This is a genomic window from Kitasatospora sp. NPDC088861, from assembly GCF_044750105.1.
Classification (GTDB): domain Bacteria; phylum Actinomycetota; class Actinomycetes; order Streptomycetales; family Streptomycetaceae; genus Kitasatospora.
The window spans coordinates 465,050-480,145 of sequence record NZ_JBIVJF010000003.1; the positions used below are offsets into that span (position 1 = coordinate 465,050).

General features: G+C 73.6%; 14 protein-coding genes. 10 read left to right on the plus strand and 4 right to left on the minus strand.

The features are described from left to right. Nucleotides 1–33: 33 nt before the first annotated feature. Nucleotides 34–1,827, minus strand: coding sequence for a long-chain fatty acid--CoA ligase (locus tag ACIP37_RS08830; RefSeq protein ID WP_363582984.1), 1,794 nt, complete (start codon nt 1,825–1,827; stop codon nt 34–36). A 325-nt stretch (nt 1,828–2,152) separates the two neighbouring features. Here ACIP37_RS08830 and ACIP37_RS08835 point away from each other — a divergent pair, with 325 nt between their 5' ends. The 5 genes from ACIP37_RS08835 to ACIP37_RS08855 all read left to right on the plus strand — a co-directional run bounded on the left by ACIP37_RS08835 (nt 2,153) and on the right by ACIP37_RS08855 (nt 6,333). After that, the gene (locus ACIP37_RS08835) at nt 2,153–2,614 is read left to right on the plus strand and encodes an SRPBCC family protein (RefSeq protein ID WP_350884431.1); all 462 of its coding nucleotides are present in this window, start codon (nt 2,153–2,155) and stop codon (nt 2,612–2,614) included. A gap of 24 nt (nt 2,615–2,638) precedes the next feature. Next, nucleotides 2,639–3,811: an ArsA-related P-loop ATPase gene (locus ACIP37_RS08840; RefSeq protein ID WP_363618857.1), complete on the plus strand. Its 1,173-nt coding sequence runs from the start codon at nt 2,639–2,641 to the stop codon at nt 3,809–3,811. A gap of 85 nt (nt 3,812–3,896) precedes the next feature. Then, nucleotides 3,897–4,274, plus strand: coding sequence for a DUF5304 family protein (locus ACIP37_RS08845; RefSeq protein ID WP_363582980.1), 378 nt, complete (start codon nt 3,897–3,899; stop codon nt 4,272–4,274). Between the two features lie 225 nt (nt 4,275–4,499). Further along, entirely contained in the window at nt 4,500–5,444 is a 945-nt protein-coding gene (locus ACIP37_RS08850; RefSeq protein WP_363582978.1) for an ROK family glucokinase, read from the plus strand. 133 nt (nt 5,445–5,577) lie between these two features. Then, a complete protein-coding gene (locus ACIP37_RS08855; protein WP_400805627.1) occupies nt 5,578–6,333 on the plus strand; it encodes an endonuclease/exonuclease/phosphatase family protein in 756 nt (251 codons plus the stop codon). Here ACIP37_RS08855 and ACIP37_RS08860 read toward each other — a convergent pair. Continuing rightward, a complete protein-coding gene (locus ACIP37_RS08860) occupies nt 6,330–7,091 on the minus strand; it encodes a hypothetical protein (RefSeq protein ID WP_400843540.1) in 762 nt (253 codons plus the stop codon). The genes ACIP37_RS08855 and ACIP37_RS08860 overlap by 4 nt on opposite strands. Next, on the minus strand, nt 7,084–7,878 hold the full coding sequence (locus tag ACIP37_RS08865) for an alpha/beta fold hydrolase (RefSeq protein WP_363582972.1): 795 nt from the start codon (nt 7,876–7,878) through the stop codon (nt 7,084–7,086). The genes ACIP37_RS08860 and ACIP37_RS08865 overlap by 8 nt, the downstream gene beginning before the upstream one ends. 256 nt (nt 7,879–8,134) lie before the next feature. Between ACIP37_RS08865 and ACIP37_RS08870 the strand changes: the two genes are divergently transcribed. From ACIP37_RS08870 to ACIP37_RS08880, 3 genes are read left to right on the plus strand one after another with little or no spacing between them, the layout of a single operon-like run. Next, nucleotides 8,135–8,968 (plus strand): lysophospholipid acyltransferase family protein, encoded by an 834-nt coding sequence (locus tag ACIP37_RS08870; RefSeq protein ID WP_363582970.1) that lies wholly within the window; start codon nt 8,135–8,137, stop codon nt 8,966–8,968. Nucleotides 8,969–9,003: 35 nt separating this feature from the next. Beyond that, nucleotides 9,004–10,263: a MacS family sensor histidine kinase gene (gene macS, locus ACIP37_RS08875; protein WP_400805632.1), complete on the plus strand. Its 1,260-nt coding sequence runs from the start codon at nt 9,004–9,006 to the stop codon at nt 10,261–10,263. Further along, nucleotides 10,241–10,921, plus strand: coding sequence for a response regulator transcription factor (locus tag ACIP37_RS08880; protein WP_063347264.1), 681 nt, complete (start codon nt 10,241–10,243; stop codon nt 10,919–10,921). Before macS ends, ACIP37_RS08880 begins: the two co-directional genes overlap by 23 nt. 83 nt (nt 10,922–11,004) lie before the next feature. Here the strand turns inward: ACIP37_RS08880 and ACIP37_RS08885 are convergent, their stop codons facing one another. Then, complete coding sequence (locus ACIP37_RS08885) at nt 11,005–12,939, minus strand: anthranilate synthase family protein (protein WP_400805634.1); 1,935 nt, start codon at nt 12,937–12,939, stop codon at nt 11,005–11,007. 241 nt (nt 12,940–13,180) lie between these two features. On the opposite strand from ACIP37_RS08885, the gene ACIP37_RS08890 reads away from it, so the two are divergent. After that, complete coding sequence (locus tag ACIP37_RS08890; RefSeq protein ID WP_380336515.1) at nt 13,181–14,590, plus strand: class II 3-deoxy-7-phosphoheptulonate synthase; 1,410 nt, start codon at nt 13,181–13,183, stop codon at nt 14,588–14,590. Nucleotides 14,591–14,799: 209 nt separating this feature from the next. Beyond that, the gene (locus ACIP37_RS08895; protein WP_363582964.1) at nt 14,800–15,093 is read left to right on the plus strand and encodes a (2Fe-2S)-binding protein; all 294 of its coding nucleotides are present in this window, start codon (nt 14,800–14,802) and stop codon (nt 15,091–15,093) included. Nucleotides 15,094–15,096: the final 3 nt, after the last annotated feature.

Consider the following 15,096-nt stretch of genomic DNA (forward strand, 5'->3'; position numbering starts at 1 on the left):
GTCTCCTTCGCCGGAGGCGGGGCCCGTACCCGGCTACTTCTGGTAGATCGCCTCGATGTCGGCGGCGAAGTCCTTCAGCACGAGGTTGCGCTTGAGCTTGAGGGAGGGCGTCAGGTGGCCGCTCTCCTCGGAGAACTCGGTGTCCAGCAGGCGGAACTTCTTGACCGCCTCGGCGTGCGAGACGGCCGCGTTGCCGTCGTCCACCGCGGCCTGGAGGGCGGCCAGCAGGTCCGGGTCCTGGCTCAGCTCGGCCACCGTGGCGGTGGCGGGCTTGCCGTTGAGCTCCTTCCACTTGGGGAAGAAGTCCGGGTCGACGGTGACCAGGCAGGCCACGAAGGGCTTGCGGTCGCCGACCACCATGACCTCGCCGACCAGCGCGTGCGCCCGGATGCGGTCCTCGATCACGGCCGGGGCGACGTTCTTGCCGCCCGCGGTGACGATGATCTCCTTCTTGCGGCCGGTGATGGTCAGGTAGCCCTCGGAGTCGAGCGAGCCGAGGTCGCCGGTGGCGATCCAGCCGTCCTTGAGGGTGTCGGCGGTGGCCTGCGGGTTGTTCCAGTAGCCGGTGAAGACGTGCGGGCCCTTGAAGAAGACCTCGCCGTCCTCGGCGATCCGCACCGAGGCACCGGGCACCGGCTGGCCGACCGTGCCGATCTTCGGCTTGTCCCACGGGTTGAAGGCGGTGGCCGCGCAGGTTTCGGTCAGGCCGTAGCCCTCCAGGACGGTGAAGCCGATGCCCCGGTAGAAGTGGCCCAGCCGCTCGCCGAGCGGGGCGCCGCCGGAGATGGCGTGGGTGGCCCGGCCGCCGAGGGCCGCGCGCAGCTTGCTGTAGACCAGCTTGTCGAAGACCGCGTGCTTGATCCGCAGGCCCAGGCCCGCGCCGCCGGCGTCCAGCGCCCGGCTGTAGGCGATCGCGGTGTCGGCGGCCTTGTCGAAGATCTTGCCCTTGCCGTCGGCCTGGGCCTTGGCACGGGCGGTGTTGTAGACCTTCTCGAAGACTCTCGGCACGCCCAGGATCAGGCTCGGCTTGAAGGCGGCCAGCTCGGTGGTGACGTCCCTGACGTCGGAGACGTGGCCCAGCTTGATCGGCGCCATCGCGGTGGCGATCTCGGCGATCCGACCGAGCACGTGGGCCAGCGGCAGGAACAGCAGGACGGAGCTGTCGCCGGTGCGGAACAGCGGGGCCAGGCGCTCCACCACGTTGCCGCACTCGGCGAGGAAGTTGGCGTGCGTCAGCTGACAGCCCTTCGGGCGGCCGGTGGTGCCCGAGGTGTAGACGATGGTGGCGATCGAGTCGGCGGTCGCGGTCGAGCGGCGCTCCTGCACCGTCTCGTCCGGGACGTCCTTCCCGGCCTCGGCCAGCGCGGCGATCGCGCCGCCCTCGATCTGCCAGGTGTGCTTCAGCCCGGTGAGCCGGCCGCGGACCTCGTCGACCACCTTGACGTGCTGGTCGGTCTCGGTGACGACGGCGACCGCGCCGGAGTCGCCGAGGATCCACTCGACCTGCTCGGCGGAGGAGGTCTCGTACACCGGGACGGTGATCGCGCCGGCCGTCCAGATCGCGAAGTCCAGCAGCGTCCACTCGTACCGGGTGCGGGACATGACGCCCACCCGGTCGCCCGGCTCGATGCCCGCGGCGATCAGGCCCTTGGCGGCGGCGTGCACCTCGGCCAGGAACTGCACCGCGGTCAACTCCTGCCAGCGGCCGTCCACCTTCCGGCTGAGCACCGCGACGTCCGGGTGCTCCGCCGCGTTCCGGTGCACAGGGTCGGAGAGATTACCGCCGCCGGGTACCTGATAGAGAGCCGGAAGGCTGAAGTCGAGCAAGACTGCTCCTCGTTCGCGACGCTGCGGGACGGCAGGACGTTACTGCCCGGTAGGCAGCTTCGACCAGGGGGGTCGGCTCCGGTGTTCGAAGTGTCACACCCGGCCGGGTCCGACCAGGCCGTGACCGGGTCGTTCGAATGGCACCCTACGACAGCCCCGAGGTGACCGGCCGGTAGCATGCCCCGCCGACCGGCGCCGGGCCCCCGCCGAGCCGCGGCCCGCGCGGCCGAGCCGATCGCTGGTCGCGGTAGCCTGCTCCGGGCGGACAAGGCCGAGCACGCTCGACCGGACCGGCAGGCAGAGGGACGACGCGGAGGGCCATTCCATGGCGGAGCACACCAGGTCGAGCATCACCATCGACGCGACCCCGGCCACGGTCATGGCCGTGATCGCCGACTTCGCCGCCTACCCGGCCTGGACCGGAGAGGTCAAGGAGGTCGAGGTCCTGGAAGCCGGCGAGGACGGCCGCGCCGCCCAGGTCCGCCTGCTGCTCGACGCCGGCGCCATCCGCGACGAGCACGTCCTCGCCTACACCTGGGACGGCGACCGCGAGGTCGGCTGGACCCTCGTGCGCAGCCAGATGCTCCGCTCGCTGGACGGCTCCTACTCCCTCGCCCCGCTCTCCGGCAGCCGCACCGAGGTGACGTACCAGCTCGCCGTGGACGTCAAGATCCCGATGCTCGGCATGATCAAGCGCAAGGCCGAGAAGGTCATCATCGACCGCGCCCTGGCCGGTCTGAAGAAGCGCGTCGAGGACGCCGACGGCAAGAAGCCCGTCCAGGGCTGACGCGGCGGAACGGGGGCCGACGGCATGACGGCGACACGCACCATCCTGGTCAGCGGCGACGCGGGCGCGCCCGTGGTGGCCGCCGCCACCGCCCTGCACGCCGCCCGGCGCGGCCACCGCACCTGGCTGCTGGCCGCCGACGACCCGCACCGCGCCCTGGACGGCGTCCTCGGCACCCGCCTGGAGCCCGAACCGGCCCGCTACGCACCCGGCCTGACAGTCTCCCGGATCGACGAGCAGGCCGCCTTCCGGTACGCCGCCGGCGAGCTCACCAGCCGGCTCAAGCCCGCCCTCGACCTGCTCGGCGCCGAGCAGCTCGACCCCGAGGAGCTGACCGCCCTCCCCGGCATCGCCAGGATCGCCCTGCTGCGCGCCCTGCCCGCCGCCGACCAGGACGTCCTGGTCGTGCTCGCCCCGCCGCCCGCCGAGCTGATCGCCACCCTCGCCCTGCCCGAGCAGCTGGAGCGCTACCTGGACCGGCTCGTCCCCGAGCAGCGGCAGGCCGCCCGGGCGCTGCGCCCGCTGCTGGCCGGCCTGGCCGGCGTGCCGATGCCCGCCGAGTGGCTGTACGAGGGGCGGACCAAGGCCGCCGCGGTGCTCGCCGAGTCCCGCGCCGCGATCGCCGCGCCCGGCACCAGCGTGCGCCTGGTCGTGCCCGCCGACGGCCACCCGTACCGGGAACTGGGCCGGATCCGGGCCGGGTTGGCCCTGCACGGCCACCGGCCGGACGCCGTCGTGGTGCACGGAGTGCTGCCCGAGGGCGCGGCCGACTCGCCGGACCCGTGGCTGGCCGCGCTGGCCCGCCGCCGCCGGGAGGAACTGGCCGAGCTCGCCGCCGAGACCGACGCCCCGGTACTGGCCACCGGACTGGCCGAGGCCACCCTGGAGGCCGTCGCCGACCGCCTGTACGGGGGCGGGCCCGGCCCGGAGCGGCTGGCCCCCGAGCCCTGGCCGGTCGAGGACCGCCTCGCCGAGGAAGGCCTGCTGGTCTGGCACCTCGTGCTGCCCGGCGCCGACCGGGCCGAGCTGGACCTCGTCCGGCGCGGCGACGAACTGGTCGTCGGCCTCGGCGCCCACCGCCGGGTGCTCACCCTGCCGTCCGCGCTGCGCCGCTGCACGGTGGCCGGCGCGAGCCTGCACGATGGGGCGCTCTCGGTACGGTTCGCGCCCGACCCGGCGCTCTGGCCCCGGGGCTGAAGCCCTTTCGGGGCCCCTACCGGCTGTCCGGTAGCGTCGGGCCCGAGGGCCGCGGGGTGCGGCCACGGCTGAGGAGGCGCCCGCGATGACCAGCACCGACGACCGGACCGAGCCCACCGCCGAGCCGGGCGGCCCGCAGGCCCACCCGTTCGGGCCGGAGCTGGGCCCGCTGGTGGACGAGGTGCGCAAGCTCGCCTCCGCCGTCGGCCAGAAGGCGCAGGAGGCGAGCGCCGACACCCTGATCACCCTCTCCGGGCTGGCCGACCGGCTGCGCACCCAGCAGCCCGAGGTCTACTCCCACCTCGCCGCCGCCGGCTCCGGACTGGCCGCCGCGGGCACCGAACTGCTGGCCGCCTACCGGGCCGCGGTGGCCGGCCACGAGCACCGCTGGACGGCCGGCGAGGGCTCCCCCACCGAGCGGATCGACCTCGACACGCCTGACGAGGCGTCCGCCAAGCAGTGAATCCGTAACCTTCGAACCGTGATCGCGTTGCTCTGGTGCGTGACGAAGCGGGCGATTAGATACGACTTTTGAAGCTTGGCGGCCCGGTTGGTCCATGATTGTCTTCGGTTAATGTATGCGAGGCTGTGTACGGGGGGCAGGGTTGGGCGGTACCGTTCCGTACGGGGGGCAGGGTTGGGCGGTACCGTTCCGCCCAGCGGGAACGAGTGAATAGCTGAGGGACACATGGCTCTGACCATCGGCGTCGATGTCGGCGGGACCAAGATCGCGGCAGGCGTGGTCGACGAGGCGGGCGCGATCCTGGCCCGGACCAGGGTGCCCACCCCGGCCGACCCGCAGTGGGCGGTCGATGCCATCGCGCAGGCCGTGCGCGAGCTCAAGGAGCAGCACCCCGACGTCACCGCCGTCGGCGTCGGCGCCCCCGGCTTCGTGGACAGCAACCGTTCCACGGTGATCTTCGCTCCCAACATCGACTGGGAGAACGAGCCGCTGCGCGGCCGCATCGAGGAGCTCGCCGGCCTGGACACCGTCGTCGAGAACGACGCCAACTGCGCCGCCTGGGCCGAGTTCCGCTTCGGCGCCGCCGCCGACCACCGGGACATGGTGCTGATCACCGTCGGCACCGGCATCGGCGGCGGCATCGTCCTCGACGGCCGGCTGCACCGCGGCCGGTTCGGCGTGGCCGGCGAGATCGGCCACCTCAACATGGTCCCCGACGGCCTGGCCTGCGGCTGCGGCGGCAAGGGCTGCTGGGAGCAGTACGGCTCCGGGCGGGCGCTGCGCCGCTACGGCCGGGAGAAGGCCGCCGCCGACCAGGTGCGCGGCCGGCGGATGCTGGAGCTCAACGACGGCGTCGCCGAGACCATCCGCGGCATCCACATCACCGAGGCGGCCGAGGAGGGCGACCCGCTCGCCCTGGAATGCTACGCCGAACTGGCCGACTGGCTCGGCCGCGGCATGGCCGACCTCGCCGCGCTCTTCGACCCGGGCGTCTTCGTCCTCGGCGGCGGCGTCTCCGATTCCGGCCGCCTGCTGCTCGACCCGGTCGCCAAGGCCTTCGAGCACTACCTCACCGGCGGTATCCACCGCCCGCGCGCCGAGGTCGTGCTGGCCTCGATGGGCTCCGCCGCCGGCATCGTCGGCGCCGCCGACCTGGCCCGCACTGCGTAGCCACCCCCCGAACCCGCCGGCGGCGGTGCGACCGGACCCCGACCAACCCCGGACGCGCCGCCGCCGACGCACGCCCCCGGCCCTGCCGTACGGTCGTCCCACGCACCACGTACGTACGGGGAGGACCAGGACCATGACCACGGCACCCGCCGAACCGCCGCCGCCCGGCCCGCGCCGGCTGCGCCTGCTCAGTTACAACATCCGCTCGCTGCGGGACGACCGGCGGGCGCTGGCCCGGGTGATCCGGGCCTGCGCGCCCGACCTGGTCTGCATCCAGGAGTCGCCGCGCTACTGGCGGCCCGAGGGCCAGGCCGCCTGGCTGGCCCGGAGCACCGGGACGGCCGTCCTGGCCGGCGGCGGCCGGACCGCCGCCGGGCCGCTGCTGCTCGGCCGGCCCGGCGCGGCGCAACTGCTGGGCGTGCACGACCGGCTGCTGCCCAAGACCCGCGGCCTGCACGCCCGGGGCTTCGCCACCGCGCTGCTGCGACTGCCCGGAGCGGCGCCGTTCACCCTCACCAGCTGCCACCTCAGCCTGGACGCCGACGAGCGGTACGGCCAGTTCGAGCTGCTGCTCGACCAGCTCGGGATCGCCGAACACGGCATCGTGGCAGGGGACTTCAACGAGCACCCGGACGGCAGGGGCTGGCAGCTGCTGGCCGCGCGGCTCCAGGACGGGTACCCGACCGCGCCCTGGGGCGGCGAGTTCACGTCCGTCCCCGAGCGCCCCTACCAGCGGATCGACGCCGTGTTCGCCACGCCCGGGATCACCGTCCTCGGCTGCGGGGTGCCGTACGGGCTGCCCGGCGTCACCGAGGCCGACCTGCGCGCCGCAACCGACCACCTGCCGGTGCTCGCGGTGCTGGAGCTGCCGGAGGCTCCGGCAACCTAGACGACCGCGCCGTTGTCCGGGTCCTCGGGCTCGTCCTCGTCGCGGTCCTTCATCCGGGTCACCAGGGTGACGAAGCCGCCGAGGAAGGCGGTGATCCCGACCCAGGCCGGCCAGCCGGCGATCTCCCGCCACACCACCGCGTCGAACAGCAGCAGGGCGGGGCCGCCGAGCACCGCGAGCCAGGCGAACTTCGCGGTGACGTCGGCGGTCGGCAGCGGCGGGGGCTCCGGCGGGACGTAGTGGTCCTCGTCGGTCTCCTCGGCCAGCTCGAAGTCGCGCGGGCCCGAGCCCGCCGCCGGCATCACCGGCCGACCGGAGCGGGGGCGGGGCTGCGGGGCGAGGTCGGCGAGGTCGTCCGGGTCGGTCCGGGAGTCGGGGGCGTCCTTGAGGCCGCCCTTCAGCTCGCTCTGGGCCCGGAGGTTCTCGACCTCCGGCCAGTTGGGATTGGTGAGGTCCACGGGGTCGTCGAACTGGGCGACCAGGGCGGCGAAGATCTCGTCCTGCTCGGCCTGGCTGCGCTCGGGGGCGCGCCGGGTGCGGGGATCCGCGGGCGCGGTGGCGTCCGGTTCGGCCGGGCGCCGGTCGGCGGCCGTCGCTTCGGGGGCCTCCGCGGCCGGGGCGGTGACGCCGTCCGCCCCCGGACGGTCCGCCGGGGCGCCGCTCTGCGCGGTGCCGTCCTTCGCCGTGCCGTCCTCGCGGGGTGCCTCGTCCCCGCCGCCCGCCGTGCTGCTCTCGTGCACTTCCGGCCCTTCAGCCATGGTGATCGTCGGATTCGACCCCGGTGACGCCCACCGCGTGCGCGGGGGCCAGCCGTCGGATGAAGTCCTGGCTGGCCGCGAATATTTCCGCCGCGTCGTGGTCCAGCGTCGCGACGTGGAAGCTGCGCTGGCACAGCCGCTCCGTCACGTCGGTCGAGGATATCCGGGCCAGCACCAGTTCCGAGTTGGCCGGCGAGACGACGTGGTCCTGCGGACTGCGGAAGAGCAGCACCGGCTGGGTCACCTGCGGCAGCCGCCGTCGGACGTCCCGCCACAGCCGGCCCAGCGACCAGGCGGCGTTCAGCGGCGTCCGGTCGTAGCCCAGCTCGACCGCGCCGGGCTTGGCGATGTCGTCGGCGATCCCGGGCACGCTCGGCACGAGGTGCCGCAGCACCGGCAGCAGCACACTCGCGGGGTTGTCCGAGCGCACCGACGGGTTGACCAGCACCAGCCCGGACACCGCCGGACCGTGCAGCGCGGCCAGCCGCAGCGCCAGCGCGCCGCCCATCGACAGCGCGCAGACGAAGACCTGCTCGCACTCGGCGGACAGCGTCAGCAGTTCGTGCTCGACCTCGGCGTACCAGTCCTCCCAGCGGGTGACCTGCATGTCCCGCCACCGGGTGCCGTGCCCGGGCAGCAGCGGCAGCGACACGCTGAACCCGGCCGCGGCCAGTTCCTCCGCCCAGGGCCGCAGCGACTGCGGCGACCCGGTGAAGCCGTGGCACAGCAGCACCCCCACCGGTCCGCCGCGGTGGCGGTACGGTTCGGCACCGGGCAGCAACGGCATGGCGGACTCCTTCGCGGGCGGGTGGCGCTGGGGGAGGGACGCTGGAGGGGGAGGCTGCGGGAATCCGCATCGTCCCACGGCCCCGCCCGGGACGTACACCCCTCATGGCGGCTCCCGCGCGGGCCGCACACCCCTCGCGGCGGCCCCCGCGCGAGTGCTTGCGGGAGTCCGGCGGCGGCCCGCCGGGGCGGGGCGGGGCGCGGGCCGAGCCCACGGGGCATTAGGATCGACCGGTCCGCATAACAGGAGGCCCGGGTTGTTCTACCGACTGATGAAGATGATCGTCGCGCCACTGCTTCGGATCTTCTTCCGGCCGTGGATCGAGGGTGAGGAGAACATCCCCACCGAGGGCGCGGCCATCATCGCGAGCAACCACCTGTCCTTCTCGGACTCCTTCTTCTTCCCCGCGCTGATCAAACGCCGGGTGACCTTCATCGCGAAGGCCGAGTACTTCAACACCCCGGGCATCAAGGGCCGGCTGACCGCCGCGTTCTTCAAGGGCGTCGGCCAGCTGCCGGTGGACCGCTCGGGCGTGCGCGGCGCGGGCGAGGCCGCGATCCGCAGCGCCATCGCGGTGCTGGACGGCGGCGAGCTGTTCGGCGTCTACCCCGAGGGCACCCGCTCGCCCGACGGCAAGCTGTACCGCGGCAAGGTCGGCGGCCTGGCGCGCGTCGCGCTGGCCACCGGCGCGCCGGTCATCCCGGTCGCCATGATCGACACCGAGAAGGTCCAGCCGCCCGGTCAGGTGATCCCCAACTTCGGTACCCGCCCCGGCATCCGGATCGGCCGCCCGCTGGACTTCTCCCGCTACCACGGCATGGAGAACGACCGCTTCATCCTCCGTTCGGTGACGGACGAGGTGATGTACGAGATCATGCGGCTCTCCGGCCAGGAGTACGTGGACATCTACGCGACCGCGGCCAAGCGGCAGATCGCCGACGACAAGAAGAAGGCCGACGCCGAGCGCAAGGCCGCCGCCAAGGCGGAGAAGGCGGAGGCGGAGGCCGAGAAGGCCGCCGCCGACAAGGCCGCCGCGACGGAGAAGGCCGAGCAGTCCGGGCAGGAGCCGAAGGAGACCGGGTCGGCCTGACGACCGCGGGCGCGGCCCGGGGGAGGGGCGGAAGGATGACGGACGGCGAGAGAACCGGGGCAGTCGGCGGCGCGGTCGCGGCCGGGGGCATGTCCGTCGAACTGCCGTTGTGGAAGGCCATCTCCTACTTCCGGCTGCTAGCCCTCTGCTACGCCCTGCTGCGCTACCTCAATTCCTACCTGGACTTCCTGCACCCCGTCGCCGGCTGGATCTTCCTCGGTACGCTCACCCTCTGGACGCTCGCCAGCACCCGGGCCTTCGCCGGCCCGCAGCGCTGCACCTGGTACGTGCTCGGCACCGACCTCACCCTCGCCGTCACCGGCATCGTGATGAGCGGCCTGACCGACGACCCGGTGCGGATCAGCCACGGCGCGCCCACCCTGCCGACCATCTGGGCCGCCGGTACGGTGCTCGGCTTCGCCGGCAAGGGTGGCTGGCGCTGGGCGGCCGCCGCGGGCACGGTGATCGGCGTCGCCAACATCCTCGGCCACGGCGGCGCGACCGGCGACAACGTCCACAACATCATGCTGCTGATGGTGGCTGGCTGCGCCATCGGCTACGTCATCGAACTGGCCCGCGCCAGCGAGGCGACGCTCACCCGGGCACTCCAGGTCGAGGCGGCCACCCGGGAGCGCGAGCGGCTCTCCCGCGACATCCACGACGGCGTGCTCCAGGTGCTCGCCCTCGTCCAGCGCCACGGCGCGGAACTCACCGCGCGGCCGGCCGAGGGCGCTGCGGCCGCGGCCGGTGGACGCCCGGGCGGCGACGCCGACTTCGCCGAACTCGGCCGGCTGGCCGGCGAGCAGGAGCGCGCCCTGCGGGCGCTGATGACCGGCGGCCCGATCCCGGGGCAGCGCCCGCCGGAGTGCGGGGCCGGGGAGCCGCAGGACCTCACCGCGCTGCTGCGCCCGTACGCCGACGAGCGGATCACGCTGTCCGCCCCCGGCGGGCCGGTGCTGCTGTCCGCCGGGGCGGCCGGCGAACTGGCCGCGGCGGTCGGCGCCGCCGTCGACAACGTCCGCCGGCACGCCGGGGAGCGGGCCCGGGCCTGGATCCTGGTGGAGGACGAGCCGCAGGCCGTCACGGTCAGCATCCGCGACGACGGCCCCGGCTTCGCCCCCGGCCGCCTCGGCGAGGCGGAGCGGGCCGGGCGGCTGGGCGTCTCCCAGTCCATCCGCGGCCGGCTGCTGGACCTCGGCGGCACGGCCGAGCTGTACTCGGCGCCCGGGGAGGGCGTCGAGGTCGAACTCCGCGTCCCGAGGAAGGGCTCTGATGACCGATCAGCCGACGACTGACCGGCCGATACGGGTGATGGTCGTGGACGACCACCCGATGTGGCGCGACGCCGTCTCGCGGGACCTCGCCGAGGCCGGGCTGGACGTGGTGGCCACCGCGGGCGACGGCGAGGAGGCCGTGCGCCGGGCCCGCGCCTGCTCGCCGCAGGTCGTCGTGCTGGACCTCAACCTGCCCGGTCTGCCCGGCGCCGAGGTGTGCCGCCAGGTGGTCGCGCAGGACCCGGCGGTGCGGGTGCTGGTGCTCTCGGCCAGCGGCGAGCACCAGGACGTGCTGGAGGCGGTGAAGTCCGGCGCGACCGGGTACCTGGTCAAGTCGGCCGGGCGGGAGGAACTGCTGGACGCGGTGCGGCGCACGGCCGTGGGCGACGCCGTGTTCACCCCGGGCCTGGCCGGCCTGGTGCTGGGCGAGTTCCGCCGGCTGGCCGCCGAACCGGCCCCGGCCTCCGCGCCGGCCGTCCCACAGCTGACCGCCCGGGAGACCGAGGTCCTGCGCCTGGTGGCCAAGGGCCTGTCGTACCGGCAGATCGCCGACCGGCTGGTGCTGTCGCACCGGACGGTGCAGAACCACGTCCAGAACACGCTCGGCAAGCTGCAACTGCACAACCGGGTGGAACTGGTGCGGTACGCGATCGAGCAGGGGCTGGACGACGACATCTGACGGCTCCGGTGGGATCCGGCCGCCTCGGCGATCCCGCGTGCGGTGGGGGGCCGGTCTCCCGGGACCGGCCCCCCACCGGCTGCTCAGCCGCGGACGGCCGCCGCCTCGCGCAGCAGGCCCGCCACGATGCCGACGCCGTCGCGGGTCAGCACCGACTCGGGGTGGAACTGGAGGCCGGCGAAGCCGGGCCCGCGCAGCGCGTGGACGTCCCCGGTGGCGGCGTCCCGGGCGACCTCGACGCCCCGCGCGGCGAGCCGGGCCGCGTCGGCGTCCGAGCAGCGCGCGGTGAACGTGTTGTAGAAGCCGACGGTGTGCTTGGTGCCGAACAGATCGATGCTCTCCTGCGCGCCCTGGTACGGGACGTCCTTGCGGCCCAGCGCCAGCCCGAGCTCGCCGCAGAGCAGTTGGTGGCTGAGGCAGACCGCGAGCAGCGGCGCGGTGCGGGCTCCGGACCGGACGGCTGCCAGGGCGTCCGCGACGACCGGCCGCAGCAGGGCCATCTTGGGGTCGTCGGTGAGCGCCGGGTCGCCGGGCCCGGGGCCCAGCACCAGCGGCCCGCGGTGCGCCGCCAGCAGGGCGGGCAGCCCGGGCGCGTCGTAGCGGACGACGCTGACCTGGTGGCCGATCGAGGTGAGCAGGTGGGCGAGCATCGAGGTGAAGGTGTCCTCGCCGTCGACCACCAGGGTCGGCGCGGGCTCGGTGACCACGGTCGGTGTCTGCATCCGCAGCCAGAACGGGGCGAGGTCGGCCCGCCGGGCGTCCAGGGCGGCCTGGACGCGGTGGTCGTCGGCCAGCCGGGGGCCGGTGGGGCCGGGCAGCCGGGCGGGCGCGGGCCGGGCGCCGATCGCGGTGAGCACCCCGGCGGCCTTGGCGTGGGTCTCGGCGACCTCGGACTCGGGGACGGAGTGGCGGACCAGCGTGGCGCCGACCCGGACGACCAGGCGGCCGGTGGCCGGGTCGATGTCGGCGGTGCGGATGCAGATGGGCGAGTCCAGCAGCTGCCCGCCGCTGGCGGAGCGGCCGATCAGGGCGAGCGCGCCGGAGTAGTAGCCGCGCCCGCCGGGCTCGTACCGCTTGATGACCCGGGTGGCGTTCTGGACCGGGCTGCCGGTGACGGTGGCGGCGAACATCGTCTCGCGGAGCACCTCGCGGACGTCCAGCGAGGTGCGTCCGCGCAGCTCGTACTCGGTGTGGGCGAGATGGGACATCTCCTTGAGCCGGGGCCCGAGCACCTGGCCGCCGAGGTCGCCGACCGTGCACATCATCTTGAGCTCTTCGTCGACGACCATCGTCAGTTCCTCCAGTTCCTTGGGGTCGTGGAGGAACCGGAGCAGCGAGTCGATGTCCGAGCCGCCGGTCGGATAGCGGTAGGTGCCGGAGATCGGGTTCATCACGACGGTGCCGCCGCTCTGGCGGACGTGCACCTCGGGGGAGGCGCCGACCAGGACGCGTTCTCCGGTGTGCACCAGGAAGGTCCAGTAGGCGCCGCGCTCCTGCTCCAGCAGCCGCCGGAACAGGGTGAGCGCGAGTGCGGGCGAGAAGTTCTCCAGGGTGGCGCCGAAGTCGCGCCGGATCACGAAGTTGGCGCCCTCGCCGTTGCCGATCTCCTCCTCGATCACCCGGCGGACGATCGCGGCGTACGCCTCGTCGTCGATGTCGAACGAGCCGCCGGTGAGCGAGACCGGCGACTGCGGCAGGGCGGCGGTGAGTTCGGCCAGCGGCAGGGTGTGCTGTTCGGCCACCGAGAGGGCCTGCAGCGGGGTCCCGTCGTCGTGCGCCTCGAAGCCGCGCTCGCGGATCTGCCGGTACGGGACGAGCGCGAGCAGGTCGTGCACGGGGCCGTCGGCCGGGACGCCGGTGCGGACCGGCAGGTCGGCGAGGTTCCGGTAGCTGTCGACGGTGCCCATCAGCACCTCGACGGTGTCCGGGGCGAGCCGGGGGGTGCGGCGGTGCAGCAGGGCGAACGCGGGCGCGTCGGGAGCGGTGAGGCGGGCGAGCAGGTCGGCGGTGGCGGTCACGGAGCGGCTTCCTTCCGGGGGACTGGTGAGGTGCGGTGCTGGGATCCGCTCCCGGAGGGCCGTCTGCGCATACGCCGACGGCCGCCCCGAGGGGCGGCCGTCGTGTTCGTCTAGGAACGCGCGATCGGTGGGCCACCCTTGGGGGAGGCCCACCACCAGGAGTGGGTGTGGGGCGCGTGCATGGTTCGAGCGTAGCGGATCGTGCGGGGAGGGTGAGCCCGGTCACGTGTTTGTCCGAGTTATGTCTCACCCCTCGGGCAATGGTCACGAATCGCTCGGGTCACCCCGTAGCCTTGGTGGTGTGACCGTGACGACTGAGACATCGAGGACTGGCCACTCCTGGCAGTCCCTGCCCGCGGCGCAGCAGCCTGAATGGCCGGACCAAGAGGCTCTGCGCAAGACCCTTGCCGAGCTCGCCTCCTATCCGCCGCTCGTGTTCGCCGGCGAGTGCGACCAGCTGCGCGCCCGGCTCGGCGCCGTGGCGCGCGGGGAGGCCTTCCTGCTGCAGGGCGGTGACTGTGCCGAGGCCTTCGACGGCGTCTCGGCGGAGCACATCCGCAACAAGCTGAAGACCCTGCTGCAGATGGCCGCCGTGCTGACGTACGCGGCCTCGGTGCCGGTCGTGAAGGTGGGCCGGATCGCCGGCCAGTACTCCAAGCCGCGCTCCAAGTCGACCGAGACCCGCGACGGCGTGACGCTGCCGGTCTACCGCGGCGACTCGGTGAACGGCTTCGACTTCACCCCCGAGTCCCGCATCCCGGACCCGGAGCGCCTCAAGCGGATGTACAACGCGTCCGCCGCGACGCTGAACCTGGTGCGCGCGTTCACCACCGGTGGCTACGCGGACCTGCGCCAGGTGCACGCCTGGAACCAGGACTTCGTGCGCAACTCGCCGGCCGGCCAGCGCTACGAGCAGCTCGCCCGGGAGATCGACAACGCCCTGGCGTTCATGAACGCCTGCGGTGTGGCGCCGGAGGAGTTCAAGACCGTCGAGTTCTTCTCCTCGCACGAGGCGCTGATCCTCGACTACGAGACCGCGCTGACCCGCGTGGACTCGCGCACCGGCGAGCTGTACGACGTCTCCGGCCACATGGTGTGGATCGGCGAGCGCACCCGCCAGCTGGACCACGCGCACATCGAGTTCGCCTCGAAGGTCCGCAACCCGATCGGCGTCAAGCTCGGCCCGACCACCTCGGTCGACGAGGCACTGACCCTGATCGAGAAGCTGGACCCGGAGCGCGAGCCCGGCCGCCTCACCTTCATCACCCGGATGGGTGCGGGCAAGGTCCGCGACCACCTGCCCACCCTGGTGGAGAAGGTCACCGCGTCCGGCGCCCAGCCGGTGTGGATCTGCGACCCGATGCACGGCAACACCTTCGAGGCCTCCAGCGGCCACAAGACCCGCAGCTTCGACGACGTGCTCGACGAGGTCAAGGGCTTCTTCGAGGTGCACCGCGCGCTGGGCACCCACCCGGGTGGCATCCACGTGGAGCTGACCGGCGACGACGTGACCGAGTGCGTTGGCGGTGGCGACGAGGTGCTGGTCGACGACCTGCACCAGCGCTACGAGACGGCCTGCGACCCGCGGCTCAACCGCAGCCAGTCGCTGGACCTGGCGTTCCTGGTGGCGGAGATGTACCGCGGCCAGTGAGCTGCCACGGGAGCTGCCACGGGTGAGCCGCCGCCGGCGGGTCACCGGTGAACGAATGTGACGAAAGCCCCTCCGGATTCGGGGTCCCCGAGCCCGGAGGGGCTTTTTCGTGCCCGGATCGCCGGGTAAGGTGAGGCTTAGTGAAGTAAGGCAAGCCTTAGTCAAGATCGTTCCGCCGGTCGGCGCCGCACCACCCTGGAGAGTCCGCGATGTACGTGTGCATGTGCCATGCGGTCACCGAGGACCAGGTGAAGAAGGCGATCGACGCCGGGGCCGGCACCCCGCGCCAGATCGCCCGGGGCTGCAAGGCCGGCACCGACTGCGGATCCTGCGTCCGCCGGATCCAGGCCCTGCTCGGCGAGCACGGCGCCCGGCCCTGCCCGACCGCCCGCCTCGCCGCGAAGCTCGGCCTGGCCGACCCGCAGGACCAGGCCGCGTCCGCGCCGGCGGCCACCGTGACTCAGGCCGCCCCGACCCCGGTCGCCCCGCTGCGCGCGGCCTGAGGG

Bases quoted from the DNA above. Each gene is read 5' to 3' on its own strand.
- ACIP37_RS08835 (WP_350884431.1), top strand. From the start codon at position 2,153: ATGGCGGAGCACACCAGGTCGAGCATCACCATCGACGCGACCCCGGCC.
- ACIP37_RS08840 (WP_363618857.1), top strand. From the start codon at position 2,639: ATGACGGCGACACGCACCATCCTGGTCAGCGGCGACGCGGGCGCGCCC.
- ACIP37_RS08845 (WP_363582980.1), top strand. From the start codon at position 3,897: ATGACCAGCACCGACGACCGGACCGAGCCCACCGCCGAGCCGGGCGGC.
- ACIP37_RS08850 (WP_363582978.1), top strand. From the start codon at position 4,500: ATGGCTCTGACCATCGGCGTCGATGTCGGCGGGACCAAGATCGCGGCA.
- ACIP37_RS08855 (WP_400805627.1), top strand. From the start codon at position 5,578: ATGACCACGGCACCCGCCGAACCGCCGCCGCCCGGCCCGCGCCGGCTG.
- ACIP37_RS08860 (WP_400843540.1), bottom strand. From the start codon at position 7,091: ATGGCTGAAGGGCCGGAAGTGCACGAGAGCAGCACGGCGGGCGGCGGG.
- ACIP37_RS08865 (WP_363582972.1), bottom strand. From the start codon at position 7,878: ATGCCGTTGCTGCCCGGTGCCGAACCGTACCGCCACCGCGGCGGACCG.
- macS (WP_400805632.1), top strand. From the start codon at position 9,004: ATGACGGACGGCGAGAGAACCGGGGCAGTCGGCGGCGCGGTCGCGGCC.
- ACIP37_RS08880 (WP_063347264.1), top strand. From the start codon at position 10,241: ATGACCGATCAGCCGACGACTGACCGGCCGATACGGGTGATGGTCGTG.
- ACIP37_RS08890 (WP_380336515.1), top strand. From the start codon at position 13,181: ATGTCTCACCCCTCGGGCAATGGTCACGAATCGCTCGGGTCACCCCGT.
- ACIP37_RS08895 (WP_363582964.1), top strand. From the start codon at position 14,800: ATGTACGTGTGCATGTGCCATGCGGTCACCGAGGACCAGGTGAAGAAG.